Annotated in this window: 26 protein-coding genes, 1 tRNA gene and 2 rRNA genes (1 of these 29 running past the window's edge); 12 read left to right on the top strand and 17 right to left on the bottom strand. The window is 62.4% G+C overall.

Annotated elements, in window-relative coordinates; all coding sequences use genetic code 11:
- From BSY17_RS11360 to BSY17_RS11350, 3 genes are all read left to right on the top strand, one after another.
- Positions 1-2,547, top strand: a 23S ribosomal RNA gene (locus BSY17_RS11360) (it extends 265 nt beyond the left edge of the window).
- A 162-nt stretch (positions 2,548-2,709) separates the two neighbouring features.
- Positions 2,710-2,824 (top strand): 5S ribosomal RNA (gene rrf, locus BSY17_RS11355).
- 105 nt (positions 2,825-2,929) lie between these two features.
- Positions 2,930-3,006, top strand: a tRNA-Met gene (locus BSY17_RS11350).
- A gap of 58 nt (positions 3,007-3,064) precedes the next feature.
- Here the strand turns inward: BSY17_RS11350 and pgeF are convergent.
- Positions 3,065-3,826, bottom strand: coding sequence for a peptidoglycan editing factor PgeF (gene pgeF, locus BSY17_RS11345; RefSeq protein WP_069066919.1), 762 nt, complete (start codon positions 3,824-3,826; stop codon positions 3,065-3,067).
- Between the two features lie 149 nt (positions 3,827-3,975).
- On the opposite strand from pgeF, the gene BSY17_RS11340 reads away from it, so the two are divergent.
- Positions 3,976-5,559 carry an amino acid permease gene (locus BSY17_RS11340; RefSeq protein WP_069065586.1) on the top strand — a complete coding sequence of 528 codons (1,584 nt, stop codon included), beginning with the start codon at positions 3,976-3,978 and terminating at the stop codon, positions 5,557-5,559.
- 76 nt (positions 5,560-5,635) lie between these two features.
- Here the strand turns inward: BSY17_RS11340 and BSY17_RS11335 are convergent, their stop codons facing one another.
- Positions 5,636-6,910 carry a multidrug effflux MFS transporter gene (locus BSY17_RS11335; protein ID WP_069066918.1) on the bottom strand — a complete coding sequence of 425 codons (1,275 nt, stop codon included), beginning with the start codon at positions 6,908-6,910 and terminating at the stop codon, positions 5,636-5,638.
- Positions 6,911-7,135: 225 nt separating this feature from the next.
- On the opposite strand from BSY17_RS11335, the gene BSY17_RS11330 reads away from it, so the two are divergent.
- On the top strand, positions 7,136-7,432 hold the full coding sequence (locus BSY17_RS11330) for an SEL1-like repeat protein (protein WP_069065585.1): 297 nt from the start codon (positions 7,136-7,138) through the stop codon (positions 7,430-7,432).
- Between the two features lie 3 nt (positions 7,433-7,435).
- Here the strand turns inward: BSY17_RS11330 and BSY17_RS11325 are convergent, their stop codons facing one another.
- Genes BSY17_RS11325 through BSY17_RS11305 form a run of 5 tightly spaced genes read right to left on the bottom strand, consistent with a single transcriptional unit; the run spans position 7,436 to position 10,666 of the window.
- Complete coding sequence (locus tag BSY17_RS11325) at positions 7,436-8,566, bottom strand: GNAT family N-acetyltransferase (protein WP_069065584.1); 1,131 nt, start codon at positions 8,564-8,566, stop codon at positions 7,436-7,438.
- On the bottom strand, positions 8,559-9,284 hold the full coding sequence (locus BSY17_RS11320) for a glycerophosphodiester phosphodiesterase family protein (protein ID WP_069065583.1): 726 nt from the start codon (positions 9,282-9,284) through the stop codon (positions 8,559-8,561). Before BSY17_RS11320 ends, BSY17_RS11325 begins: the two co-directional genes overlap by 8 nt.
- Positions 9,268-9,729, bottom strand: coding sequence for a RidA family protein (locus tag BSY17_RS11315; protein WP_069065582.1), 462 nt, complete (start codon positions 9,727-9,729; stop codon positions 9,268-9,270). The genes BSY17_RS11320 and BSY17_RS11315 overlap by 17 nt, the downstream gene beginning before the upstream one ends.
- Positions 9,726-10,382 (bottom strand): hypothetical protein, encoded by a 657-nt coding sequence (locus BSY17_RS11310; protein ID WP_069065581.1) that lies wholly within the window; start codon positions 10,380-10,382, stop codon positions 9,726-9,728. The genes BSY17_RS11315 and BSY17_RS11310 overlap by 4 nt, the downstream gene beginning before the upstream one ends.
- On the bottom strand, positions 10,379-10,666 hold the full coding sequence (locus BSY17_RS11305) for a DUF3572 domain-containing protein (protein WP_069065580.1): 288 nt from the start codon (positions 10,664-10,666) through the stop codon (positions 10,379-10,381). The genes BSY17_RS11310 and BSY17_RS11305 overlap by 4 nt, the downstream gene beginning before the upstream one ends.
- Before the next feature lie 74 nt (positions 10,667-10,740).
- On the opposite strand from BSY17_RS11305, the gene BSY17_RS11300 reads away from it, so the two are divergent.
- Positions 10,741-11,103: a response regulator gene (locus tag BSY17_RS11300; protein ID WP_171899229.1), complete on the top strand. Its 363-nt coding sequence runs from the start codon at positions 10,741-10,743 to the stop codon at positions 11,101-11,103.
- 152 nt (positions 11,104-11,255) lie between these two features.
- Complete coding sequence (locus BSY17_RS11295; protein WP_069065579.1) at positions 11,256-13,100, top strand: PhoX family protein; 1,845 nt, start codon at positions 11,256-11,258, stop codon at positions 13,098-13,100.
- A 350-nt stretch (positions 13,101-13,450) separates the two neighbouring features.
- On the opposite strand, the gene rpmG is transcribed toward BSY17_RS11295, so the two are convergent.
- Complete coding sequence (gene rpmG / locus BSY17_RS11290) at positions 13,451-13,618, bottom strand: 50S ribosomal protein L33 (protein ID WP_037472289.1); 168 nt, start codon at positions 13,616-13,618, stop codon at positions 13,451-13,453.
- 212 nt (positions 13,619-13,830) lie between these two features.
- Between rpmG and BSY17_RS11285 the strand changes: the two genes are divergently transcribed.
- The 3 genes from BSY17_RS11285 (at position 13,831) to BSY17_RS11275 (ending at position 15,322) form a co-directional block, all read left to right on the top strand.
- The gene (locus tag BSY17_RS11285) at positions 13,831-14,151 is read left to right on the top strand and encodes a hypothetical protein (protein WP_069065578.1); all 321 of its coding nucleotides are present in this window, start codon (positions 13,831-13,833) and stop codon (positions 14,149-14,151) included.
- A gap of 13 nt (positions 14,152-14,164) precedes the next feature.
- A complete protein-coding gene (locus BSY17_RS11280) occupies positions 14,165-14,731 on the top strand; it encodes a TMEM165/GDT1 family protein (protein WP_069065577.1) in 567 nt (188 codons plus the stop codon).
- A gap of 99 nt (positions 14,732-14,830) precedes the next feature.
- The gene (locus BSY17_RS11275) at positions 14,831-15,322 is read left to right on the top strand and encodes a Dps family protein (protein ID WP_069065576.1); all 492 of its coding nucleotides are present in this window, start codon (positions 14,831-14,833) and stop codon (positions 15,320-15,322) included.
- Positions 15,323-15,376: 54 nt separating this feature from the next.
- Here the strand turns inward: BSY17_RS11275 and BSY17_RS11270 are convergent, their stop codons facing one another.
- From BSY17_RS11270 to BSY17_RS11235, 8 genes are all read right to left on the bottom strand, one after another.
- Complete coding sequence (locus BSY17_RS11270) at positions 15,377-15,847, bottom strand: GreA/GreB family elongation factor (RefSeq protein ID WP_069065575.1); 471 nt, start codon at positions 15,845-15,847, stop codon at positions 15,377-15,379.
- A gap of 3 nt (positions 15,848-15,850) precedes the next feature.
- Entirely contained in the window at positions 15,851-17,677 is a 1,827-nt protein-coding gene (cobT, locus tag BSY17_RS11265; RefSeq protein ID WP_069065574.1) for a cobaltochelatase subunit CobT, read from the bottom strand.
- Positions 17,674-18,021 (bottom strand): HepT-like ribonuclease domain-containing protein, encoded by a 348-nt coding sequence (locus tag BSY17_RS11260; protein WP_083217111.1) that lies wholly within the window; start codon positions 18,019-18,021, stop codon positions 17,674-17,676. Before BSY17_RS11260 ends, cobT begins: the two co-directional genes overlap by 4 nt.
- Positions 18,011-18,307 carry a nucleotidyltransferase family protein gene (locus BSY17_RS11255; RefSeq protein ID WP_069065573.1) on the bottom strand — a complete coding sequence of 99 codons (297 nt, stop codon included), beginning with the start codon at positions 18,305-18,307 and terminating at the stop codon, positions 18,011-18,013. Before BSY17_RS11255 ends, BSY17_RS11260 begins: the two co-directional genes overlap by 11 nt.
- Before the next feature lie 46 nt (positions 18,308-18,353).
- Positions 18,354-18,770 carry an OsmC family protein gene (locus BSY17_RS11250; protein WP_069065572.1) on the bottom strand — a complete coding sequence of 139 codons (417 nt, stop codon included), beginning with the start codon at positions 18,768-18,770 and terminating at the stop codon, positions 18,354-18,356.
- Positions 18,770-19,777, bottom strand: coding sequence for a cobaltochelatase subunit CobS (gene cobS, locus BSY17_RS11245; RefSeq protein ID WP_037472772.1), 1,008 nt, complete (start codon positions 19,775-19,777; stop codon positions 18,770-18,772). The genes BSY17_RS11250 and cobS overlap by 1 nt, the downstream gene beginning before the upstream one ends.
- Positions 19,778-19,863: 86 nt before the next feature.
- A complete protein-coding gene (locus tag BSY17_RS11240) occupies positions 19,864-21,156 on the bottom strand; it encodes an Hsp70 family protein (protein ID WP_069065571.1) in 1,293 nt (430 codons plus the stop codon).
- Positions 21,157-21,336: 180 nt separating this feature from the next.
- Positions 21,337-21,957: a J domain-containing protein gene (locus BSY17_RS11235; RefSeq protein ID WP_069065570.1), complete on the bottom strand. Its 621-nt coding sequence runs from the start codon at positions 21,955-21,957 to the stop codon at positions 21,337-21,339.
- A 44-nt stretch (positions 21,958-22,001) separates the two neighbouring features.
- Here BSY17_RS11235 and BSY17_RS11230 point away from each other — a divergent pair, with 44 nt between their 5' ends.
- Both BSY17_RS11230 and BSY17_RS11225 read left to right on the top strand, forming a co-directional pair.
- On the top strand, positions 22,002-22,289 hold the full coding sequence (locus tag BSY17_RS11230) for a BolA family protein (protein ID WP_037472779.1): 288 nt from the start codon (positions 22,002-22,004) through the stop codon (positions 22,287-22,289).
- On the top strand, positions 22,289-23,194 hold the full coding sequence (locus tag BSY17_RS11225; protein WP_069065569.1) for a pirin family protein: 906 nt from the start codon (positions 22,289-22,291) through the stop codon (positions 23,192-23,194). The genes BSY17_RS11230 and BSY17_RS11225 overlap by 1 nt, the downstream gene beginning before the upstream one ends.
- A gap of 118 nt (positions 23,195-23,312) precedes the next feature.
- Here the strand turns inward: BSY17_RS11225 and BSY17_RS11220 are convergent, their stop codons facing one another.
- Positions 23,313-24,098, bottom strand: coding sequence for an MJ0042-type zinc finger domain-containing protein (locus BSY17_RS11220; RefSeq protein ID WP_069065568.1), 786 nt, complete (start codon positions 24,096-24,098; stop codon positions 23,313-23,315).
- Between the last annotated feature and the right edge of the window lie 112 nt (positions 24,099-24,210).

Here is a 24,210-nt window from a genome sequence, read left to right as displayed (position 1 = left end):
CCCGGAGGAAAAGACATCAACCGAGATTCCGTTAGTAGTGGCGAGCGAACGCGGACCAGGCCAGTGCCTGGTGCTTAGTTAACAGAAGTGTCTGGAAAGGCACGCCATAGCGGGTGACAGCCCCGTATGTGAAAGCAAAGCATCAGGACTCGAGTAGGGCGGAGCACGTGAAACTCTGTCTGAACATGGGGGGACCACCCTCCAAGCCTAAATACTCGTACATGACCGATAGTGAACCAGTACCGTGAGGGAAAGGTGAAAAGCACCCCGATGAGGGGAGTGAAACAGTACCTGAAACCGGATGCCTACAAGCAGTGGGAGGGTCCTTGAGACCTGACCGCGTACCTCTTGCATAATGGGTCTGTGACTTAGTGTATCAAGCAAGCTTAAGCCGTTAGGTGTAGGCGCAGCGAAAGCGAGTCTGAATAGGGCGACTTCAGTTTGATGCATTAGACCCGAAACCCGGCGATCTATGCATGACCAGGTTGAAGGTGCGGTAACACGCACTGGAGGACCGAACCGTTCAATGTTGAAAAATTGTCGGATGAGTTGTGCTTAGGGGTGAAAGGCCAATCAAGCCGGGAAATAGCTGGTTCTCCGCGAAATCTATTGAGGTAGAGCGTCGGATGATTGCCGTTGGGGGTAGAGCACTGGATGGTTGCGGGGGTCGCGAGATCTACCAACACTAACCAAACTCCGAATACCAACGAGTCTAGTCCGGCAGACAGACGGCGGGTGCTAAGGTCCGTCGTCAAAAGGGAAACAGCCCTAACCTACAGCTAAGGTCCCCAAGTCATCACTAAGTGGGAAAGCATGTGGGATTTCCAAAACAACCAGGAGGTTGGCTTAGAAGCAGCCATCCTTTAAAGAAAGCGTAACAGCTCACTGGTCTAAATAAGAGATCCTGCGGCGAAGATGTAACGGGGCTAAAGTGATGCACCGAAGCTTAGGGTGTGATCGTTTACGATCACGCGGTAGCGGAGCGTTCCGTAGGCCGTTGAAGCGATCTGGTAATGGGTCGTGGAGGTATCGGAAGTGCGAATGCAGACATGAGTAGCGATTAACAGTGTGAGATGCACTGTCGCCGAAATTCCAAGGGTTCCTGCTTAAAGCTAATCTGAGCAGGGTAAGCCGGCCCCTAAGACGAGCCCGAAGGGGGTAGTCGATGGGAACCACGTTAATATTCGTGGGCCTGGAGGTGTGTGACGGATGGTGTAAATGGTCTGGGCTTATTGGATTGCTCCAGGCTGTGAAATCGTCCCAGGAAATAGCCCCTCCGTATAGACCGTACCCTAAACCGACACAGGTGGAATGGTAGAGTATACCAAGGCGTTTGAGAGAAGTATCCTGAAGGAACTCGGCAAATTGCCTCCGTACCTTCGGAAGAAGGAGGCCCCATATAAGCGCAAGCTCTTATGGGGGGCACAGGCCAGGGGGTAGCGACTGTTTAGCAAAAACACAGGGCTCTGCTAAGTCGGCTTCAAGACGACGTATAGGGCCTGACGCCTGCCCGGTGCCTGAAGGTTAAGAGGAGGTGTGCAAGCACTGAATTGAAGCCCAGGTAAACGGCGGCCGTAACTATAACGGTCCTAAGGTAGCGAAATTCCTTGTCGGGTAAGTTCCGACCTGCACGAATGGCGTAACGACTTCCCCACTGTCTCCAGGATATGCTCAGCGAAATTGAATTCTCCGTGAAGATGCGGAGTACCCGCGGTTAGACGGAAAGACCCCGTGCACCTTTACTGCAACTTCAGAGTGGCATTAGGAAAGAGCTGTGTAGCATAGGTGGGAGGCTTTGAAGCATCGACGCCAGTTGATGTGGAGCCATAGGTGAAATACCACCCTGCTGTTTTCTGATGTCTAACCTCGTACCGTTATCCGGTACAGGGACCCTCTGTGGTGGGTAGTTTGACTGGGGCGGTCGCCTCCTAAAGAGTAACGGAGGCGCGCGATGGTGGGCTCAGGACGGTTGGAAACCGTCTGTTAGAGTGCAATGGCATAAGCCCGCCTGACTGCGAGACTGACAAGTCGAGCAGAGACGAAAGTCGGTCATAGTGATCCGGTGGTCCCTCGTGGAAGGGCCATCGCTCAACGGATAAAAGGTACGCCGGGGATAACAGGCTGATGATTCCCAAGAGCTCATATCGACGGAATCGTTTGGCACCTCGATGTCGGCTCATCACATCCTGGGGCTGGAGCAGGTCCCAAGGGTTTGGCTGTTCGCCAATTAAAGTGGTACGTGAGCTGGGTTCAGAACGTCGCGAGACAGTTTGGTCCCTATCTGCCGTGGGCGTCGAAATTTGAGAGGAGTTGACCCTAGTACGAGAGGACCGGGTTGAACATACCTCTGGTGTACCAGTCGTTCCGCCAGGAGCGCAGCTGGGTAGCTATGTATGGACGGGATAACCGCTGAAAGCATCTAAGCGGGAAGCCTCCCTCGAGATAAGATTTCATCGAGCCGTCGTAGACCACGACGTTGATAGGCTGGATGTGGAAGTGGAGTAATCCATGAAGCTAACCAGTCCTAATTGCTCTGTTCGCGCTTAAACGGTTCACTTGTGAACCGCAGAGTCCCACCATCAATGACAGCACTGGCAACAGGCAGCTTGAAATGATGGCGTGGTTCTTAGGCCAGCCAGAAATCACAACACACATATCAAAACGTGCACGGTATCGATTATAAACCCTGATTTTGCGCCAGCTTCATTGCTTGGTGACCATAGCGTCTGTGACCCACCCGATCCCATCCCGAACTCGGCCGTGAAACCAGTCTGCGCCGATGGTACTATTGCTCAAGCACTGGAAGAGTAGGGCGTCGCCAGGCATTGAAGCTCGCGCAAAATCAGCAAAAACCCATTCACATTGTCAAAAAAGGCGGCCCCAAAGCCGCCTTTTTTGCGTTACCCCAAAACCAAGGGGCAACCAGTGTCGCGGGATGGAGCAGCCCGGTAGCTCGTCAGGCTCATAACCTGAAGGTCGTAGGTTCAAATCCTACTCCCGCAACCACACCAACGCACACAATACGCCCGCCCTCAAAGGCGGGCTTTTTGGCGTCTAGCCCTCATCACAAACCCAAACCAATCACCGATAACTGACGGCCGTAATCCGCCTCACCCAGATGGCACGACCGCCGATAGCTGAAAAAGCGATCAGCCTGGCTGTACGTATCCTCATCGAGCAGTTCGACCCGACCAACGCCAGCGCCCGCCACGCGCGCTGCGACATAGGCCGCAATGTCGAACTGGCGATGCCCCGCACGCCCTTCCGAAAAGAAACGTTCGTTGGCCTCATCCTCCGCTTCGAACCGCAGCGCAAAGGCATCGGTCACCTCATAGGAGGCCCGGCCAATGCACGGCCCGATCGCCGCAACGATCGCGCCCCTGCCAGCGCCTAACGTCTCCATCGCCGCAATCGTCCGGTCGGTTACGCCGCCAATGGCGCCCTTCCATCCGGCATGCGCAGCGCCCACGACCCCCGCCTCAGGATCGGCAAACAGCACTGGCACGCAATCCGCCGTCAATATCCCCAACAACAGCCCAGGCCTGTCGGTCACAAGCGCATCGGCAGCGGGCCGAGCGTCATCTGCCACCGCCGCGTCAACCGTCACTACGTCCGCCGAATGAACCTGATGCACCGTCATCAGTGCCGATCCCGGCAGAACCGCGTCGCGCACCAGATCGCGATTGCGCCGCACCAGGGCGGGGTCATCATCCGATCCAAGCCCGACATTCGCGCCGGCATAGAGCCCCGTTGAACAGCCGCCGCGCCGTCCGGCAAAGCCGTGCGGCATGTCTGCCAAACTCCGCGTCCGGATCAATTCAACCACGCTGTTCCCCTTATTCACTGCCGACATTCATGTCATCGCCACGCAACATACTTGCGCGGGACGATTTAGGCGATAGTCTCCCCTATCAGAGCATAGGGGGACGGGGCCACCGACCGCCCAGGCAAGATATCGATAAAAGGGTTTCATTGATGATATTCGGGCGGGTAAAATCTCTCGACGCCATATTGGCGACGGCCGAGAAGAAATCGCTGCATCGGTCGCTGGGTGCATTCCAGCTGACGATGTTGGGCATTGGCGCCGTGATCGGCACCGGCATTTTCGTGCTGACGGCCGAAGCCGCGCAAAAGGCGGGACCGGGCATGATGCTCAGCTTCGTCATCGCCGGTTTCGTCTGCGCCGTGGCAGCGCTCTGCTATGCCGAAATGGCCGCCATGGTGCCGGTCTCCGGCTCCGCCTACACCTATAGCTATGCCGTCATGGGCGAGTTGATCGCCTGGATGGTTGGTTGGGCCTTGATCCTGGAATATGCCGTCGCGGCAGGCGCGGTATCGGTGGGTTGGTCCGGCTATGTCGTCGGCCTGATCGAACATACGTTCGCGATGGATATCCCTGATCTCCTGACGCGCGGGCCCTTTGATGGCGGCATGGTCAACCTGCCTGCCATGCTGATCGCCGGCCTCGTCACCTGGCTGCTGGTCATCGGCACCAAGGAGAGCGCGTCGGTCAATGCCGTGCTGGTGTTGATCAAGGTCGCCGCGCTGACCCTGTTCATCGTGCTGGCCCTGCCGGTCATGAACATGGAAAAATTCACGCCATTCGCTCCGCTCGGCTTCTCCGGCATATCGGCTGCGGCGGCCTCGATCTTCTTCGCCTATGTCGGTTTCGACGCCGTCTCCACCGCTGCCGAAGAAACCAAGAACCCGCAGCGTAACATGCCGATCGGCCTGATCGGCTCGCTCGCCATCTGCACCATCTTCTACATGCTGGTCGCCGCCGGCGTCATCGGCACGGTGGGCGCGCAGCCCGTCACCGAAGCAGGCATTCCGATCGCCCAGGGCGGAATCGCCCTCGCGCCCGGATCGACCGCCCTGTCGGCGCAATGCGCTGCCCTTGCCGCCGCTGGCACGGAAGCGGTCACCTGTTCGAAGGAAGCGCTGGCCTGGACCTTGCGTGAAATCGGCTGGCCGCAGATCGGCAACCTGCTCGGCCTGGCCGCCGGCCTCGCTCTGCCGTCGGTCATCCTGATGATGATGTTCGGCCAGACCCGCATCTTCTTCGTCATGAGCCGCGACGGCCTGTTGCCCGCGATGTTCTCGAAGGTTCACCCGACCTACAAGACGCCCTATGTCATCACCATCATGACCGGCGTCTTCGTGGCGCTGTTCGCGGCCTTCTTCCCGGTCGGCATATTGGCGGACATCTCCAACTCCGGCACGCTCTTCGCTTTCGCCGCCGTGTCGATCGCGGTGATGATGCTGCGTCGGACCGACCCTAATCGTGCCCGCCCGTTCCGCACCCCGGCGATCCTGTTCACGGCGCCGGTAGCGATTGCGGGCTGCATGTATCTGTTCTGGAGCCTGGGCGTCGAAACCAAGCTGATGTTCGTCGGCTGGGCCACCCTCGGCCTGATCGTCTATTTCGCCTATAGCCGCAGCCGCAGTCATGTCGGACGCGGTAATGATGGGGACGTACCGGAGCATGATGCGGGCATCCCGCCCCAACCCGTGCCGCCGCTACCCGGCGCGCATACGCCGGGTGGGCAGGACGCCTGATCGACCCACGAAAAAGGGGCGGGAAACCGCCCCTTTTTTTATGCCTGTCCGTCCATGTGCGGTTGGCTTCAAAGGTTCAATGCAGCGCCTTGAACTCGATGTCGCGCAGGCTGCTCATGTTAGGCCGCGTGAACATCTTGCCGCGCTCGGCCCAGACGACGATCAGGAAGGACAGGCTGCCGAACACCAGCAGGCCCAGCGTCAGCGGCAAGGTGGTACCATTGAACGCCTGGCCGACGATCGTGCCCAGTGCGCTCGACAAGGCCGTCGTGAGAAAAGCCTGAAAGGAGGAGGCGATGCCCGCGCCCCTGGAGAAGGGCTCCATCGAAATGGCGCTGAAATTGGACGCGGTGAAGGCAACCGTCATCATCGTCATCGCCTGCAGCACCATGAAGGTGACCAAGGTTTCACGCCCCGCCCAGATCACGCCGCTATGCACGAGGGCGATCAGGATGAAGATGATCAGCGCGCCTTGGCTCAGCCGCCGGGCACCGAATCGCGACACCAGGCGGCTGTTGATCAGGCTGCCCACCCCCATCGATCCGGCGATCAGGGCAAAGCCGATCGGGAAAAATGCCTGCGCGTCGAAGATATCGAAGAAAATCTGCTGCACCGACAGGATGAAGCCGATCAGGCCACCCATCACTACGCCACTTGCCAGCATATAGCCGATCGAGCTGCGCGTCCGCATCACGGTGCCGACCGTGGTCCATAGGGTGCGCGGCGTGATCCGCATCCGGTTATCGGGGTGCAGCGTTTCGGGCATGCGGATCAGCATCCACAGCAGGATCAGGCTCGCCTGGATCGCCAGTGCCCAGAAGATCCAGCGCCACGGCGCAATCCACAAGATCGCCTGACCGAAACTCGGTGCCATCACCGGGATCAGCATGAACACCGCGAAGATCAACGACATGACCCGCGCCATGGCGTCGCCCTTGAACCGGTCGCGCACGATGCCGACGGTGACGACTCGACTGGCCCCTGCAAAAAAGCCCGCGCAGGTGCGGCCGACGAGCAGCATGGTGAAACTCGGCGCCACCGCGCACGCGATCGATGCCATGATGAACAGCGCCATCGACCATCCCAACACGCTTTTGCGCCCGAATCGGTCGGACAGGACGCCGAACAACAGGGAGCCAAGGCCCAACCCCAGAAAATAGAGGCTGATGATCAATTGCCGGTCATTGGGCTGCGGGATCGCCAGGTCGAGACTGATCGCGGGCAAAGCGGGCAGCATCGGGTCAGTCGACAGCGCGTTCATCGCCATCAGGCACGCGCATAGCAGCACGAACTCGCGGAAACCGATCTGCTTTTCGCCCGGCGTTGCGGGCTGGGGGGACGATTGGGCCATGGCATGGCTATGGGGATGAAGGCCAAACGACGCCACCCCTTATCTGTCTCTTCCTGACGCTCGCCTCCGGCCGCATTAACCCTACTACGCCCGATTCTTCGGGCCATTCGCAGGAAATCACGCCGCAGGCGTTAACCATTTTTTATCGGATGCTGGTCCAACCTGCCCGCAATGAAAAACCGCAGGGTCGATCCATTGAATTAGCTGGGCAAGGGGAAGAACATTATGGGCAATAGTAGCAAGAGCGCGCAGTTTCTGATGGAAAGCCGCCTGTCGCACGCGACGAGCGGATCGGCAGAAGCCTGTTTCGACCTGGGTGTCGTCTATAGCTGCGGCACCGGCGGCATGCCGGTCGATCTTGTCGAAGCCCATAAATGGTTCAACCTTGCCGCCCTACGCGGCAGCGAGGAAGGCCAATCGATGCGCGCCGAAATCGCCGAAGAAATGACCGCGCGCCAGATTGCCGAAGCGCAGCGCCAGGCACGCGCCTGGATGGTGACGACACAGATCGGCGTCGCCTGACCGCTATCCTTTCCTGAACGGCGTACGCTCCGCCAGCCATTGGCGGTCCTGCTGCACGCCCGCCCGCTCGGCGGCCAGGAAGTCCGCGACCGCCCGGCGAAAACCGGGATTGGGGATATGATGGGCTGACCAAGTAGGTTCCGGCGCATAGCCCCGCGCCAGTTTGTGCCCGCCCTGCGCACCGGCCTCCACGCGCTTGAGCCCGCGCGATATGGCGATGTCGATCGCCTGATAATAGCATAGCTCGAAATGCAGGTTGGGCACATCCTCGCTGCACCCCCAATAGCGGCCATAGAGCGCATCGCTCCCGATCAGGTTGAGCGCGCCCGCAATCGCCCGCCCCTCGCGCAACGCCAACACCAGCAGCACCTTGTCGGCCATCGTCTCGCTCAGTAGCGAGAAGAAGGATCGCGTAAGATAGGGCGTCCCCCATTTGCGCGCGCCGGTATCCTGATAGAAATCCCAGAATATGTCCCAATGGGCTTCGGTGAGCGCGCCGCCGGTCAGGTGAACGATGTCCAGCCCCGCGACCGCTCGCGCCCGCTCCTTGCGGATATTCTTGCGCTTCTCGCTCGACAGCTCGGCCAGGAAATCGCCGAAATCGTCATAGCCGCGATTGGTCCAGTGAAACTGGCTGTCTTCGCGGATCAACCAGCCCGCCGCTTCGAACAGCGGCACTTGATCCGCCTCCACAAAGGTCGCATGCGCCGACGACAGGCTGTTGCGCTCAACCAGCGTTTCCACCCCGGCAATCAACGCCGGAGCAAAGGCCTCGTTACGCAGGAGCAGCCGTGGGCCAGGCACGGGCGAGAAAGGCGCGGCGATCTGAATCTTGGGATAATAGCGTCCACCGGCCCGTTCCCAGGCATCGGCCCAGCCATGGTCGAACACATATTCGCCCTGACTATGGCTTTTGCCATAAGCGGGCACGGCGGCGGCAATCCGCCCATCCGGTCCATCGATCACCAGCGGCAAGGGCTGCCACCCGGTCCCTTCCCCCACGCTGCCCGATCGTTCCAGCGCGGTCAGGAAATCCCAACTGACGAAGGGGTTGGCCGATCCGGCGCAGGCATCCCACTGGTCGCGCGGCAATTCGGCGACGCCTGCGGCGATGCGCGCCACCCACTCAGTCACGGGGCGTCTCGAAGATGATCTGATCGGCATGCCGCGCCCCGCGCGCCTGCTCATCGTCGCTGCGCACCGTCCAGGTCAGCACGGGCCGCCCTTTGGCGCGGGCGTGGGTGGCAAAGGGGGAGGGGAGGTCACGAATATCACAGGCGAGAAAGTCGGGTTTCCCCAACCAAAGTGCAAGGGCGCGAGCAATCTTGCCCCTTATCATTCCCTTGCCCTGCTCAGTCACGACCAATCCGCGCACCACCTGCGGCAAATATTGTCTGAACCAGCGCAGCACCAGGGGATTGAAGGACATGATCGCCAAGGGGGCGTCGGTCCATGCGGCTATATCGCGCGCAACAGCGGCACAGAGCGGCGCGACCGTGCGCCCCTGCACCTTGATCTCGACCAACAGCGGCACACCACCGCCGCACCGCTCCAGCAACGCCGCCAATCGCGGGATGGCACCGCCATCGGGCAGGACCATAGCATCCAGATCGGCCGCATCCCGCGCGCCGAGACTGCCCGCCACGCCGGTCATCCGCGCCAGCATCGCATCATGAAAGACAAAGGCGACGCCATCGCGGCTCGCCCGGACATCGCATTCGATGCCGCACCCGGCGGCGATGGCGGCGTCAAACGCCGCCATCCCATTTTCGCTGATGCCCGCCCCATGCAGCCCGCGATGGGCAAAGGGGCGGGCGGTCAGCCAGGACAGCCGATCAGGCCGGCCGGACAAGGACGATCGCGTCGATTTCGACGACTGCGCCGAGCGGCAGCACGGGCACGCCCACGGCGCTGCGCGCATGCTTGCCCGCGTCGCCGAACACATCGACCATCAGTTCGGACGCGCCATTGGCGACCTTGGGCTGGTCGGTGAAGGATGGCGCGCTGCTGATGAAGGCGCCCAGTTTCACGACGCGCTCGACCCGGTCGAGGCTGCCGAGCGCGGCCTTCATCTGGGCGATCAGGTTGAGGCCACAGATGCGCGCCGCGGCGACGCCATAGTCGAGATCACGGTCCTCGCCCAGCCGTCCGGTCATCAGGCCGTCGGGTGCCAGCGAAATCTGCCCGGAAATATGCAGCATGCCGCCCGCTTCCACGCTCGACACATAGGCGGCGACCGGGGTGGCGGCCTGGGGCAGGGTAATGCCGAGTTCGGCAAGGCGGGCGTCGATGCTCATGATAAGGCTCCATCAGTGGGGATAAGGGGAAGGGGGGCCGGACCCTGGGCTAGCCGGTCCATGATCCAGGCTTCGGCCGCGACCCAATTGTCGATCCGCGCATGGGCGTGGGGGGCGTCGGGCACGTCGGCGGCGATATCCGGCTCGCCGACAAAGTGCAGCCGCCACACGTCGGGCGCATGGCGCGCGACCGATTCATGATGTTCGGCCAGGTCGTCGATGAACAGCGCGACGCTGGGCGCACGCGCCGCCACGATGCGGGCCAGCGGGCGACCTTTCGGCCCGTTATTCCAATGGACCGGCATGTTCAGGCCATAGGCAGCGAGCTGTTCGACGCGCTGCTGGTGATGGCGTTCGCCGATATTGGTCAGCACTTCGATGTCGGCGACCTGCGCCAGTCGCCCCAAGGCCTCGACCGCGCCCGCGATCGGCGACTGCCGATGCATTTCCGTATCGAAAAAGGCGATCAGCAATTGCCACACATGCTCGCGCTCCAGCACCAGGCCACTATCCTTGTGGCGCAGCGCTTCGGCAAAGCCGCGTTCGCGCATGTCGAAATCCACGGCATGGGTCTCATCCAGCCAGGCGCGCAGCGGCACGACCATGTGCAACAGCACCTCGTCGCAATCGGTGATGATCAGGGGGCGGGTCATCGGCTCAAAATCTCCTGCGCCGCGATCAGCGCGGCGGGTGTGGTGTCGATCGCCTGGGCACAGGCGATCAGGTCCGGCTCATGATTGGCCAGAAAGGCGAGGATGGCCGCCATGATCGCCGGATCGCCCACGCCCGCGCGCAAGGTTTCCACGTCGATCCCGGTCAGCGCCAGCAACCGGTCCGCCCGCGATTCCTCCGCCAGCGTCCAGCCCAGCGCCATCAGCGCCAGCGTCATCGCGTCGTTAACGCTATCCTGCTTGCCATTCGGTTGGTCGGGTCGCATGGGTGTTTCTCTACGGGAAAGCCGCGTTGACGGCGTGCTTGCCTTGGGATGATCGTTAAAATCGTGGGTGACTGGTGGCAAAGCGCGTGCTCGTTGTCGAGGACAACGAACTCAATCTCAAACTTTTTTGCGATCTGCTGCGGGCGCATGACTATGACGTGCTGCCGCTGCGCGACGGGCGCGACGTCCTGGCGCAGGCGCAGGCCTTCCTGCCCGACCTGGTCATCACCGACATTCACTTGCCGCATGTCAGCGGCCTGGACCTGATCATTTCCCTGAAAGCCGACGCGCGCCTCGCGGCCGTGCCGATCATGGCGGTGACCGCCTATGCCGGAAAGGGCGACGAGGACCGGATTCGCGCGGCGGGCGCACAGGCCTATGTGTCCAAGCCGATCTCGGTGCTGCGCTTCATCGCGCAGGTCAGCGCGCTATTGTAATAGACGGGTCCGACACGTCGCTGTTTTGTCACACAAATTTCATCACCGCTACTTCGTCACGCCCCCGACACGTCATCCTTCCGTGCCAACTCCCTGATGCAAGGGCGCGGCCGCCGGCCGACAGCCTGTCACAGCACAGGGGTAATTTCCTAATGTCTCATCTGACCGACGAAGCGCGCGCGCCTTTCCGCGATGCGCAGCCGACCATCGCCATGGGCGACAACAGCCTGGAGGCGATCGTCGCCGCCAATCCGGCCCGCCGCACGATCCTCAAGAACGGCCTGATGGGCCTGTCGATCCTGCCGATGCTGGGCACGCTGGCGGCCTGCGGCGATGACGACAATGATTCGGCGACGCCAACCCCGACGCCCACCCCGACCCCAACGCCCACCCCGACCGACAGCTACGCCATCACCTTCGCGGGTGTCGCCGCCAATCAGAACGACACCGTCACCGTGCCCACGGGCTACACCGTCGACGTGCTGCTGAAGGCTGGCGATTCGGTCGAAACCGGCACCCCCTATTCGGGCAATTTCCCGACGCCTGCCGATGCCGAGAAATGGGCTGGCGGCAACCATGACGGCATGGAATATTTCGAACTGTCCGGCACCGATGCCAATATGGGCGGCCTGCTGGCGCTGAACCACGAATATCCCGACTTCAACATCCTGATGAGCGGCAGCTATGATGCCGCGACCGCAACCGCTGACCAGAAGGCGCTCGCTCTGTCGGCCGTGGGCATTTCGGTCGTGGAAATCGCCAAGGGCAGCGACGGCAAATGGTCGGTCAAGGCAGGCTCGCGCTTCAACAAGCGCTATACCGGCAATGACCTTTACCGCGTGAGCGGCCCCGCTTCGGGTCTGCTGTCGGGTCAGGTCAAGGGCATGTTGAACAACTGCGCGTCGGGCCGCACGCCCTGGGGTACCTACCTCACCTGCGAAGAAACCACCGACAATTATCTCGACCCGACCCAGCCCGAAAATGACTATGGCTGGGTGGTCGAAATCGATCCCTATCAGGAACTGGCCGCCCCGACGAAGCGCACCGCGCTTGGCCGCTTCAGCCATGAAAACACGGCCTATATGGCCAATAGCGACAGCCGCGTTGCCATTTACATGGGCGACGATTCGACGCCGGGCTGCATCTATAAATTCATCCCCGATCGCGCCTTTTCCACGGCCAACCGGGCCAACAATGTCGACCTGCTGGACAATGGCACGCTCTATGTCGCGCGCTTCAACGCCGACGGTTCGGGTGAATGGCGCGCGCTGACCTGGGGCCAGAACGGCCTGGTCGTCGGCGCGTCTGACCCTGGCGACGTCAGCCAGTTTGCCACTCCCCCGGCACCATCCACCGTTAATTTCGCCAATCAGGCGCAGGTGCTGGTCAACTGCCAGTCGGCGGCGCGCGTTGCGGGCGGCACGGTCATGGATCGTCCCGAATGGATCACGGTTGCCCCCGACAACAGCGCCGTCTTCGTCACGCTGACCAACAATAGCCGCCGTGTCACCGCCGATGCCGCCAATCCGCGCGCGACCAATCGCCATGGCCACATCATCAAGTTCAAGGAAGAGGGCAATTCGCCGCTCGCCATGAAGTTCACGTGGGAAATCTTCCTGCTGGCGGGCAGCCCGACCCTGGACGACGCCAATCTGAAGGGCAATATCAACGGCGATCCCTTCTCCAGCCCCGACGGCCTGCGGATCGATCCCAAGGGTCGCTTGTGGGTGCAGACCGACGCCAGCACCAGCAGTTCGACGACATCGGTCTTCGGCAATAATGCGATGTATTATGTCGATCAGACCACGAAGAAGTCGACCCGCTTCCTGGTGGGGCCAACCGGTTGCGAAATCACCGGCCTCGCCTACACGCCGGACCTCAAGACCTTCTTCGTGAACATCCAGCATCCGACCGGCAACTGGCCGGTGGCGGGACAAGAGCCGCGCTCCTCGACCATCGTCGTGCGCCGCACCGACGCCAAGCCCGTCGGCAACTAAGAGCGAACAAGCCCCTTCCCCGTCTGGGGGAGGGGCTATCGTATATGAAACGGATCCCATTTTTCTTCGTCATGCTGAACTTGTTTCAGCATCCATCGTGCCCCAAAAGCGGCGGCTCGTGAGGAGAAATGGACCCTGAAACAAGTTCAGGGTGACGACGTTGGATAGGTTGGGTGCCATATGCGGTAGCCGCTGCCCGTCGAGGGTAGGGGCTTTAGACTGGGGGCCTATCGATTACGCCTTCTCTACTCGCTCACCAACCCAACAGCAAAAGGCCCGTTCCCCTAAGGGACGGGCCTTTTGCTGTAGCGAAAACCGATCAGGCGTGCGGACAAAAAGCCCGCAACGGCTTACTTGATCTTGGCTTCCTTGAACTCGACATGCTTGCGCACGACGGGGTCATATTTCTTGAAGCTGAACTTCTCGGTCTTGGTGCGCGGGTTCTTCTTGGTGACGTAGAAGAAGCCGGTGTCAGCCGTGCTGACGAGGCGAATCTTGACAGTTGCTGGCTTGGCCATGGCCCAAAATCCCTGGTCGAATCATGTAAAAGAAAAAGCGTCCCCCCAAGCGTGTCGAGGAGGGCTGCCCCGTTTCAGCGCCCGCCCTTGGGGCAGATTCGGGTTGATGTCAAGGCTGGGCCATGATCGTCGCCCGCCGCCATGCCGGTTTACGCGGCCTTAACCCCATAAGCGCATGATCGCCATCGGGGCAAGAAGAGGGAAGGCTTCCCATGCGACATGATCCGATGCTGGCCATATTGGCGGACCTGATGCGCCGGGTCGATGGGATTGCGGGTGAACGCGGCCATGTATCCGTGGTGCGCCTGCATGACGAAGTCGACCAGATCCGGCATATCGCCCGCGCCTTTCACCTCGATGCAGTCGAAGGGCTGGCGGGCACGCTCGAATCGGCCCTGTCGCTCCATGGCCTCGGCCCGGTGGTGCTGTCCTATCTCGACCTGATGCGCGACGCGATCGCGACGGAGAGGCCGGTCGCCACCATGATGCCGCCCGTCGCCCGCGCCACGCCGCCTATCGCGCTGCGCGCCTGAACGCGCGCAGCTGATGGACGCCCCGCTGCTTGCTCTTCTCGGCTGCCTGCTCGGCGAAATCGGCGACAAGAGCCAGTTGCTTATTCTCGCCTTGGCGACGCGCTATGACCGCAATGGCGCGGTCATCGCCGGGATCATCGTCGCCGCTACTGCCAATGCGCTGATCTCCGCCTTTGCCGGGGCATGGATCGGCCCGATGCTGGGCGCGGATGCCCGGCTGCTGTTCCTCGCGCTGTCGGTCCTGTTCCTGGGCGCCGGGCTGCTCTGGCGGGTCAAGATGCCCGACACGCTCACCGGCTGGCCGACCGGCGCGTTCCTGACGACCGCGCTTGGCCTTTTCATCCTGGGTTTCGGCGATGGTCCGCAATTTCTCATCCTGGGCATCGCCACCCGCACGGGCGACCCGGCGCTGGCCGCAATCGGCGGCGCGATCGGCGTCATCGCGGCGCTGGTGCCCATCGTCCTGCTGCGCGACCGCCTGCTGGCGTCCATCCCCGTGCGCCTCATTCGCGGCGCGGGGGCGGCGATCCTGCTGCTGACCGGCGGTATCCTGGCGATTACGGCGCTCGGCCTGCTCTGATCGTTTTCTTTCATAAGGCTGATCGCGTTTTTTGGTGGCACCTTATGGACTGCCGATCATTATATGTCCGAAACCATTTCGCGAAACAGGAGCACATCCATGACAGCCCCCGATCTCAAGACCCCGACCGACCTTAAGAGCAACGAGACCAAGTCCGTTGCGCAGGCGCTGAACGGTGCGCTCGCGGACAGCTATGCGCTCTACCTCAAGACCAAGAATTTCCACTGGCACGTCTCCGGCCCGCATTTCCGCGACTATCATCTGATGTTCGACGAACAGGCCGCCGAAATTCTGGCCACGACCGACCTGATCGCCGAGCGCGTGCGCAAGACCGGCAATGTCACCCTGCGCTCGATCGGCGACATTTCCCGGCATCAGAGCCTCAAGGACAATGACGCCGATTTCGTCAGCCCGGCCGACATGCTCAAGGAATTGCGCGACGACAATCTGGCGTTGGTCGAAACCTTCCGCGTCGTGAAGGCTGCGGCTGCGGACGCTGGCGACAATGCTACCGAAGGCGTCGTCGATGACTGGACCGATCAGGCCGAACAGCGCGCCTGGTTCCTGTTCGAAGCAGGCCGCGGCGCGTAATTTCTAATCCTCACCCGTTCGGTTCGACAGGCTCGAACCGAACGGAGGGGGAAATCAGGTCTCTGTGACAACCGAAATAGCGACGATCTCGATCGCATCCGCCTTCCCGGCAAAATCCACCGTCTCGCCAACGCCCGCGTCCATCATCGCCCGCGCCAGCGGCGAGGAGAAACTGATCCGCCCATCGGCTGGATCGGCCTCATCATCGCCGACGATCATGACGCTCTTGTCCCGCCCGTTCAGGCGATAGGTCACACGGCACCCAAAGCCGACGGTTTCGCCATCAGCCACCGGCTGCAACTGCGCGGTAGCCCGCCTTGTCCGCCAATAGCGCAACAGCCGCTTATGCTTCTTGGCGGCCTCATCCTCCATCGCTCCGGTATCGACCGCTTCCAGCGTAGCCGCCATCTCCTGCGTCAGCCGCAGCCCCCGCGCCGTCACCCAATTGGGACCGGGCGGCAGCGGCAGCTCGAACTTGGGCTCCATATGCTCGTCATCGCCCTCACGGCGAAAGGCGACACTCACGCCTCAATCCTCATCGAACAGCCCGGCGAGTTGCTCGACCATCGTTCCGCCCAACTGCTCGGCATCCATGATCGTCACCGCACGCTTATAATAGCGCGTCACATCATGGCCGATGCCGATCGCGACCAGCTGCACCGGCGAGCGGTTCTCGATCCAGTCGATCACCTGGCGCAAATGCCGCTCCAGATAGGTGCCGCTATTGACCGACAGGGTCGAATCATCGACCGGCGCGCCATCCGAAATCACCATCAATATGCGCCGTTCCTCCTGGCGCGCGATCAACCGGCTATGCGCCCACAACAGCGCCTCGCCGTCGATATTTTCCTTGAGCAACCCTTCGCGCATCATCAGGCCCAGATTCTTGCGCGCCCGCCGCCACGGATCATCCGCCTTCTTGTAGACGATATGGCGCAGATCGTTGAGCCGCCCCGGCATCGGCGGACGCCCGGCCGCCAGCCATTCCTCGCGCGCCTGCCCGCCCTTCCACGCCCGCGTGGTAAAGCCCAATATCTCGGTCTTGACCCCGCACCGTTCCAGCGTGCGCGCCATGATGTCGGCGCTGATCGCCGCGATGCTGATCGGCCGTCCGCGCATCGAACCTGAATTGTCGATCAACAGCGTCACCACCGTATCGCGAAACTCGGTATCGCGCTCGATCTTGTAAGTCAGCGACCGGGTGGGATCGATGATGACCCGCGCCAGCCGCGCCGCGTCCAGCATCCCCTCATCCTGGTCGAAATCCCACGACCGCGACTGCTGCGCCATTAGCCGCCGTTGCAGCCGGTTGGCGAGCTTCGTCACCGCCCCCTGCAAACTGACGAGTTGCTGGTCGAGGAAGCCGCGCAACCGCACCAGTTCATCTTCGTCGCACAATTCGTCGGGCGTGACGATCTCGTCATGCTTGAGCGTATAGGCTTTGTAATCGAACCCCGGCGGCAGGTCGGACATGGGCCGATTGGGGCGGACCGGCATCATGCCTTCCTCGCCCATATCGTCCGCGCCCGCATCGCTGTCGGCCTCGAACTCGTCGCTATAGTCGGTTTCGCCCTCTTCGGTGTCGCCGCCCTGGTCCTCGGCGCGCGCCTCGGCATTCACATCGCTGTCGCCGGACTCGTCCTGCCCGCTGTCGCCGTCCTCGGACTGATCCTCCTGATCCTCGTCCTCATCCTGCGCATCGGGTTCGTCCAGATCGGGCGGCACATCGGCATCGATCAGTTGCAGATGTTCCAGCATCGCCGTGGTCAGCTTCTGGAACGCGCGCTGGTCATCGATCGCCAGCGCCAGCGCGTCCAGGTCATGCCCCGCCTTGTCTTCGATCCACTGATCGACCATCGCCACGCCCGCCGCGACATCCTTGGGGATCGCCTGTCCGGTCAGCCGTTCGCGCACCTTGAGCGCCAGCGCGGTGGACAAGGGCACCTCGTCCGCCGACCGCGCCCGGCGGATCGCATCGGATTTCAGCCGCATGTCGAGCGCATGGTTGAGGTTGGCACGCACCCCCGCCATCGCCCGCGACCCGATCGCCTCGACCCGTGCCTGCTCGACCGCATCGAACACCGCGCGCGCCACCGCCTCGCCCGGCGCTGAAGACCCGTGAATCTTCGCATTATGATAGCGCAGCTTCAGCGCATTGGCGTCGGCAAAGCCCCGCGCCAGCGCCACCTGATCGGCGGGCAGATTGCGTCCCGGCGTCGGCACCTTGATCGCCTTGCCCGCCACATGCGGCGCGTCGGCGGTAAAGCCCACCTCGACCTCGGCATCACGCGCAATCGACCGCGCCGTGCCGGACAGCACATCCTTGAAAGCATCGATGGGGGAGCGTTCGGTCATGGCAGATCCTTGAGCGCCGCGACGCAGGCTGCGCGAAGCGGCGGAAGGTCTCGCCGGATCGTCGTGAAAATATAGGTCGGATTGATGTCGTCATAGGCATGGCGCAGCATATTGCCCAGCCCACGGACGGCGCGCGCCGGAATGGTAGGGGCAATCTCCTGCATCCGCGCCTCGCCGATCTTCACGGTCGCTTCGATGATCCGTTCCAGACAGCGTTCGCTCGCGTCGATCGTTTTGCGATCCGCAACGAACGCCTCGACCGCCATCTCGGCCAGATACAGGTCGATCGCATCGATATTGTCGATGATGTCGGTCAGCCTTTGCGACTCCCGCCTAGAAGACACGAAGGCGATCCCGGTCGATCTCGGCCTGAAACCGCGCCTTACGCGCAGGCTCGCTCACAAAATCGACGGCTACACCCAGCAGTTCGCGGACCCGCTCGCTGATCCCGGCCAATTCGAACAGGCCGATCCGCCCGTCATCCACCAGTCGCGCGGCAATATCGACGTCCGAATCCGGCCGCTGCTCGCCCCGCGCCGTCGATCCGAACAGCGACAGGCTCACTACGCCCATGGCGCGCAATTCGGCTTCATGGGCTTTCAACCGGGCAATGGCGGTGCTGCTGTCCATCACTCTTATATAGCCTCAAGCCATGCCGGGAACCAGCGTCCCACCATCAGCCTTCCGGGTCGCCGGTGCGCGGCACGGCGATCGTCTCGATCTGCGTTTCGACGTCGCTCATCAACTTGTGGATCGGGCATTTCGCCGCGACCGCGATCAGCTTTTCATGCTGCTCGTCGGTCATCGGCCCAGTCAGGGCGATGCGCGTGGTCAGCTTGTAGAGGCCCTTGCGCTCTTCACTCGCATCGCGGATCACGCCGACATGGATGCCCTCGACCGGAATGGCATTGCGCTGCGCATACCATAGCATCGTCATCGCCTTGCAGGTGCCGAGCGCCGCATCATAGAGGTCATGCGGGTCCGGGCCTTCATCCCCGCCATCGGGCGCGGCCATGTCGGCGACGATCTCATGCCCCCTGATGCTGATCTTGTGCGCGGTCCCGTCCGGCGCGATCCGCTCGACGACGATCATCAGGCGGCCCGACCCGCCACGCTTTCGGGCAGATCCTTGCCGAACACGCGCTGATAATATTCCGCCACCAGCGCCCGCTCCGCCTCATCGCATTTGTTGAGGAAGCTCAGGCGGAAGGCGAAACCGACATTCTTGAAGATCAGCGCATTCTGCGCCCAGCTGATCACCGTGCGCGGCGACATCACGGTCGAAATATCGCCGTTGATGAAGCCCTGCCGCGTCAGTTCGGCGACCTTGATCATATTCTCGACTTCCTTGCGGCCGCCCTCATGATCATATTCGCCGGACTTGGCCAACACCACCTGCGCCTCGGTCGCGGCGGGCAGATAGTTGAGCGCTACGACCAGGTTCCAGCGGTCCATCTGCCCCTGGTTGATCTGCTGCGTGCCATGATAAAGGCCAGTCGTATCGCCCAGGCCCACCGTATTGGCGGTCGCGAACAGGCGGAAATAGGGGTTGGGCCGGATCACGCGATTCTGGTCGAGCAAGGTCATCTTGCCATCGGTTTCCAGCACGCGCTGGATCACGAACATCACGTCGGGACGCCCCGCATCATATTCGTCGAACACCAGGGCGACCGGCCGCTGCAAGGCCCAGGGCAGCAGTCCTTCCTTGAACTCGGTCACCTGCTGTCCTTCTTTCAGGACGATGGCGTCGCGGCCGACCAAGTCGATACGGCTGATATGCGCGTCGAGGTTGATGCGGATGCACGGCCATTTCAGGCGCGCGGCGACCTGCTCGATATGGCTCGACTTGCCGGTGCCATGATAGCCCTGCACCATGACGCGGCGGTTGAACGCAAAGCCCGCCAGGATCGCCAGCGTGGTGTCGGGATCGAACACATAAGCGGGGTCGAGGTCGGGCACGCGCTCGTCGGCCTGGGAAAAGGCCGGGATCTGCATGTCGACGTCGATGCCGAACATATCGCGCGCGTTCACAAACCGATCGGGGGCATCCAGCAGCGTTTCGGCGCGGGTATCGGGCTGGACGTTGGAAATATCGTTCATCGGGTCATCATCTTCCTGCGAGTCATGCCAGCCCTAACCGATCCAGGAAGGCTATGTCGAGACAATGGGGTCTGGACCTACGCGGATCAAGCGGCCCATTCGGCCAGATTGGCTTCCTGTCCGATCAACGCCAGCCCGTGGGCGATCGAGGTCAGCTCCCCGCCGCTCGCAATCCGTGCCTCGCCAAAACGCTTGCGGAAGATATCGCGAATGGCCGGGATCAGCGACGATCCGCCGGTCAGGAACAGCCGATCGATCGCATTTGGCGTCACACCCGCCTTGGCCAGCGCCGCGTCCACCGTCGCTTCGATCCGCGCAATATCGGGCGCGATCCAGGTCTCGAAATCGCGCCGCTGCACTTGCTGCTCAATCTCCAGCCCGCCGCCCGAAAAGCGGAAAGTGGCGCTGTCCGCGTCGGACAAGGCGCGCTTGAGCGACCCCACCGCATCATAAAGCGGATAGCCCAATTCTTTCTCGATCACGGTGATCATCCGCCCGATCGCCGCCGGGTCGGTCGCCGCTTTCTTCAGCCGCGCCAGTTCGTCCATCGTTCGCCGGTTGCGCATCAGCGCCAGGCGCGACCAGTCGGCGAAATCGGCGAAATGGCTGCGCGGTATCTCCAGCGTCTTGCCGAACGACTGATAACTGCCGCCCTTGCCCAGCATCGGCAGCACCAGATGGTCCATGATCCGAAAATCGAACCGGTCGCCCGCTATGCCGATGCCCGCCGACCCCAGCGGCACGCAGCGGCGCGCGGCACCGGGGGCTTCCACCCGCACGATCGAAAAATCGCTGGTGCCGCCGCCGAAATCGGCGACCAATATCGTCGCGGGTTCGGTCAGGCGGCTGGCATAGCTGAACGCCGCGCCCAGCGGTTCATAGACATAATGGATGTCGGTGCCGAACCCGGCGAACATTGCGTCATAGCGTTTGCGCGCCAGCGCTTCGTCGGGACGCGATCCGGCATATTCGACAGGCCGCCCCACCACGATCCGCTCCGGCCGGGTTGCCAGCGCGCCGCCCGCATGGCCGACCATCCGGTCCAGGAACATCGCGCCAAGCTCCTCGAACCGGAACCGCTTTTCGAACACATTGGCGGTTTCGAAGATCGGGCTGGCGGCCACCGACTTGAACGACTGGAGAAAACGGCTGTCTTCGGGATATTCCATATATTCCGCGATCGCCCACGGCCCCGCCTCATGCGCCAATCCGCCTTTGGCCCCTTCCTCATGCCAGAAGCACAAGGCCGATCGAAACACCGCGCCGGTCGCCTGATCGCCGACAAAGTCCACCAGATCGGACTGCTGGCCGGTCGCGATGGCGACGACGCTGTTGGTCGTGCCGAAATCTAGGCCCAGCGCGCGCGGCACATCCTGCATGGTTCATCTCCGGGGAAGGGGGCTGCGCGCTATGACAGCCGCGCCGTGCGCCCGCAAGGCTAGCCTCTGTCCTACAAGGCAGCCGATCGCTATAAGCATAGAGTGTCGAGGCCAGAGGTGGCGTAATAAAATTATGAGACGGCGAACGAAAATATCGAAAACAGCGGGAAATATGCGAAGCTAAGCGAAAACCGCCGCCTTGCGCAAATGGGCATAGGCCTGGATCACGCCCTGCAACGCGCCCTCATGGCTGCGGTCGCCGCCATTATGGTCGGGGTGATAGCGGCGCAGCAACTGGGTATAGCGCGTCCGCAGCGCCTTGCGGTCGGTGTCGATGCCCAGCCCCATGACGCCCAAGGCCTTGCGATCCTCGGCCGACAGAAATTGGCCATCCTGCCGCACCTGCGCATCGGCACGCGCCTTGGCCATCCGTTCCTTGAACTTCGCGCCGATCGCATCGAGCGGATCGACGAAATCGGCCCATTTGGGCGAAGGACTATGCGCATTGGCGGAAAAGGCGCGCGTCTCCCGCTCCCACCCTGCATAGGGGCGCTGCGCGGCCGCGATCTCGTCGGGGGACATGCCGGTGAAGAAATTATACCCCTGGTTGAACGCCTTGACATGGTCGAGGCAGAACCAGCGCCAGCGCGGCCCCTCGTCGCCCGGTCGCGCGCTGCCTTCCGCCGGGGGCGCGCGGAACTCGCCGGGTTCCGGGCATCCGGGCGCCGCGCAGGGGCGGTCGCCTTCCACCCGGCCATGAAAGCGGTTGAAACGGCGGGTCGAGAAAGGGTCGGTCGACAAACTTGTCCTGATGCATGACGCGGCAAAGCGTTTATATAGGGGACATGACCCAGATTCTGAAAGGCCCCGTGGCCACCGAAATCGAGGCGCGGCTGCGCGACGCCCTGAACCCGCAACAGCTCGCCGTGATCGACGACAGCGAAAAGCATCGCGGCCATGCGGGGCATGACGGGTCGGGCGAAAGCCATTTCACCGTCGACATCGTTGCCGATCGCTTCACCGGGCAAAGCCGCGTCGCGCGTCAGCGTCTCGTCAACGCCGCGCTGGCCGATCTGCTGCGCGACAAGGTCCACGCGCTGGCGATCAAGGCCCGCGCCCCCGGAGAAGCCTGATGACCCTGGACGACCTCATCCTGCAAAGCATCGCGCCCACCACCCATAATCTGGGCGATTTCAAGGTTCACCGCTCGCTCCCGACCAAGGGACGCACGATGGTCGGCCCCTTCATCTTCTTCGATCAGGCTGGCCCGGCAAAGCTGGATGCAGGCCATGGCATCGACGTGCGCCCCCATCCGCACATCAATCTGGCCACCGTCACCTATATGTATGAAGGCGCCTTCCTCCACCGCGATTCGCTGGGCACCGAACAGTTGATCGAAGCGGGCGCAATCAACCTGATGACGGCGGGCAAGGGCATCGTTCATAGCGAACGCTCGCCCGACGACGAGCGGGCCAAGGCCTCCAAATTATCGGCGATCCAGACCTGGCTGGCGTTGCCCGACGCGCTGGAAGAAATGGACCCGGCCTTCGAACATGTCGGCGAAGCCGGTTTGCCGGTGATCGAGGACGGGCTTGTCCGCGCCCGCGTTATCATGGGGTCGCTCTGGGGCGAAACCTCCCCGGTCACCACCTATGCGCAGACCATCTATGCCGACATCCAGCTATCGCCCGGCGGTCGCATCCCGATCGACCCGTCGGCCGATGAGCGCGCCATCTATGTCTCCGGCGGCGATGCCGCACTCGATGGCATGATGCTCATGCCGCAGACGCTCTACGTTCTGCGCCCCGGCACCCGCGCCACGTTGATGAGCGTCGATGGTGGCCGCGTGATGCTGTGCGGCGGCGAAGCCTTCACCTCGCCCCGCCATGTCTGGTGGAATTTCGTCTCGTCCCGCCCCGACCGCCTCATGCAGGCCCGCGAAGACTGGGAAGCGCTCCGCTTCCCCCTCATCCCCGGCGACGATCAGGAGTTCATCCCCATCCCCCAGGGCCGCCCCAAGACGGTCAGCTACCCGTGAAAAACCTCGTCATCCCCGCGAAGGCGGGGATCCATCTCCCACCAGAGCGCCGTGGCGAAAAGTCAGGAGATGGATTGCCGCCTGCGCGGCAATGACAGTCTATGGTAGGATGATGACCTTACTGCACAAAAGTCAGCGACAAATTCTCGGCATTTTTGGGAATGTCGATCCGGCTCTCATTGATCGACGCCTCTTCGCCGGGCTTCAACCGGGCCTTGTCGGCCTTGGTGGTCCAACTGAACACCAGCCGGTTCTGCTGGTCGCGCAATTGCACCAGCACCGGCGGCACCGGCAACGCCTGTGTCCCGCTGTTCACGATCCGCGCGCCAAAGGCGAAATATTCCTCGCCCGTCGGCAGCTTGCGCCGCTCGGCGGGTTTGGAAAGGTAGAAAAGCAGGTCGGGATCGCCCTCTTCGGCGACCAGTCCCATGCTCACCGCCCATCCCGGCGGCCCGAAATAATAGAGCGCGCCGCCCGCCGCTGCCACGATCAGGGCAAAGGCGACGGCAGCGTAGGTCCATAATTTGAGGACATTGCGGCGGCGCTTGACCGGCACGGCGGGCGCTGGTTCGCTGTCCTCTACCCGGCCGACGGGGGCACCGGCATAGATGTCGTCGAAGCGGTTGTTCGCTGGCGCCGAAGGCTCCGGGGCAACCGGCTCGGCGACCTGCGTGTCTGGAACCGCCTCGACCGGCGGGGCAACGGGCGCTGGTTCCGGTGATGGCGGCACTGCCACCGGCGGCGGCGCGGCTTCCGCTGGCTCGTCCGCCCGTCCGGGCAGGATGGCAGGCTCCTGGAACCAGCTATGCTTGCAGGCGGCACATCGCACCTGGCGGCCATTCGGGCCGACGGCGCTGTCCGGCACGACATAGCGTGTCGCGCAATGGGGACATAGCAGGATCATGACGCTTCATAGGCATGGCAGGGACTCGCGCGCAAGCGGCAAGCATCAGGCATGTCACAGCTCTGTCATCCAGTCTCGCGACTCGCCCCTTTTCCCGGCGCGGGCTTTACGG

It is taken from the genome of Sphingobium sp. RAC03 (genome assembly GCF_001713415.1).
Taxonomy (GTDB): domain Bacteria; phylum Pseudomonadota; class Alphaproteobacteria; order Sphingomonadales; family Sphingomonadaceae; genus Sphingobium.
This window is presented reverse-complemented; position numbering and strand designations above follow the sequence as displayed.

Coding starts and splice junctions, on each gene's coding strand:
- BSY17_RS11280 (WP_069065577.1), top strand. CDS start 14,165: ATGGACGCCCCGCTGCTTGCTCTTCTCGGCTGCCTGCTCGGCGAAATC.
- cobS (WP_037472772.1), bottom strand. CDS start 19,777: ATGAACGATATTTCCAACGTCCAGCCCGATACCCGCGCCGAAACGCTG.
- BSY17_RS11295 (WP_069065579.1), top strand. CDS start 11,256: ATGTCTCATCTGACCGACGAAGCGCGCGCGCCTTTCCGCGATGCGCAG.
- BSY17_RS11285 (WP_069065578.1), top strand. CDS start 13,831: ATGCGACATGATCCGATGCTGGCCATATTGGCGGACCTGATGCGCCGG.
- BSY17_RS11340 (WP_069065586.1), top strand. CDS start 3,976: ATGATATTCGGGCGGGTAAAATCTCTCGACGCCATATTGGCGACGGCC.
- BSY17_RS11310 (WP_069065581.1), bottom strand. CDS start 10,382: ATGACCCGCCCCCTGATCATCACCGATTGCGACGAGGTGCTGTTGCAC.
- BSY17_RS11305 (WP_069065580.1), bottom strand. CDS start 10,666: ATGCGACCCGACCAACCGAATGGCAAGCAGGATAGCGTTAACGACGCG.
- BSY17_RS11225 (WP_069065569.1), top strand. CDS start 22,289: ATGACCCTGGACGACCTCATCCTGCAAAGCATCGCGCCCACCACCCAT.
- BSY17_RS11220 (WP_069065568.1), bottom strand. CDS start 24,098: ATGATCCTGCTATGTCCCCATTGCGCGACACGCTATGTCGTGCCGGAC.
- BSY17_RS11240 (WP_069065571.1), bottom strand. CDS start 21,156: ATGCAGGATGTGCCGCGCGCGCTGGGCCTAGATTTCGGCACGACCAAC.
- BSY17_RS11315 (WP_069065582.1), bottom strand. CDS start 9,729: ATGAGCATCGACGCCCGCCTTGCCGAACTCGGCATTACCCTGCCCCAG.
- BSY17_RS11230 (WP_037472779.1), top strand. CDS start 22,002: ATGACCCAGATTCTGAAAGGCCCCGTGGCCACCGAAATCGAGGCGCGG.
- BSY17_RS11275 (WP_069065576.1), top strand. CDS start 14,831: ATGACAGCCCCCGATCTCAAGACCCCGACCGACCTTAAGAGCAACGAG.
- BSY17_RS11335 (WP_069066918.1), bottom strand. CDS start 6,910: ATGGCCCAATCGTCCCCCCAGCCCGCAACGCCGGGCGAAAAGCAGATC.
- BSY17_RS11250 (WP_069065572.1), bottom strand. CDS start 18,770: ATGATCGTCGTCGAGCGGATCGCGCCGGACGGGACCGCGCACAAGATC.
- BSY17_RS11330 (WP_069065585.1), top strand. CDS start 7,136: ATGGGCAATAGTAGCAAGAGCGCGCAGTTTCTGATGGAAAGCCGCCTG.
- cobT (WP_069065574.1), bottom strand. CDS start 17,677: ATGACCGAACGCTCCCCCATCGATGCTTTCAAGGATGTGCTGTCCGGC.
- BSY17_RS11255 (WP_069065573.1), bottom strand. CDS start 18,307: ATGGACAGCAGCACCGCCATTGCCCGGTTGAAAGCCCATGAAGCCGAA.
- rpmG (WP_037472289.1), bottom strand. CDS start 13,618: ATGGCCAAGCCAGCAACTGTCAAGATTCGCCTCGTCAGCACGGCTGAC.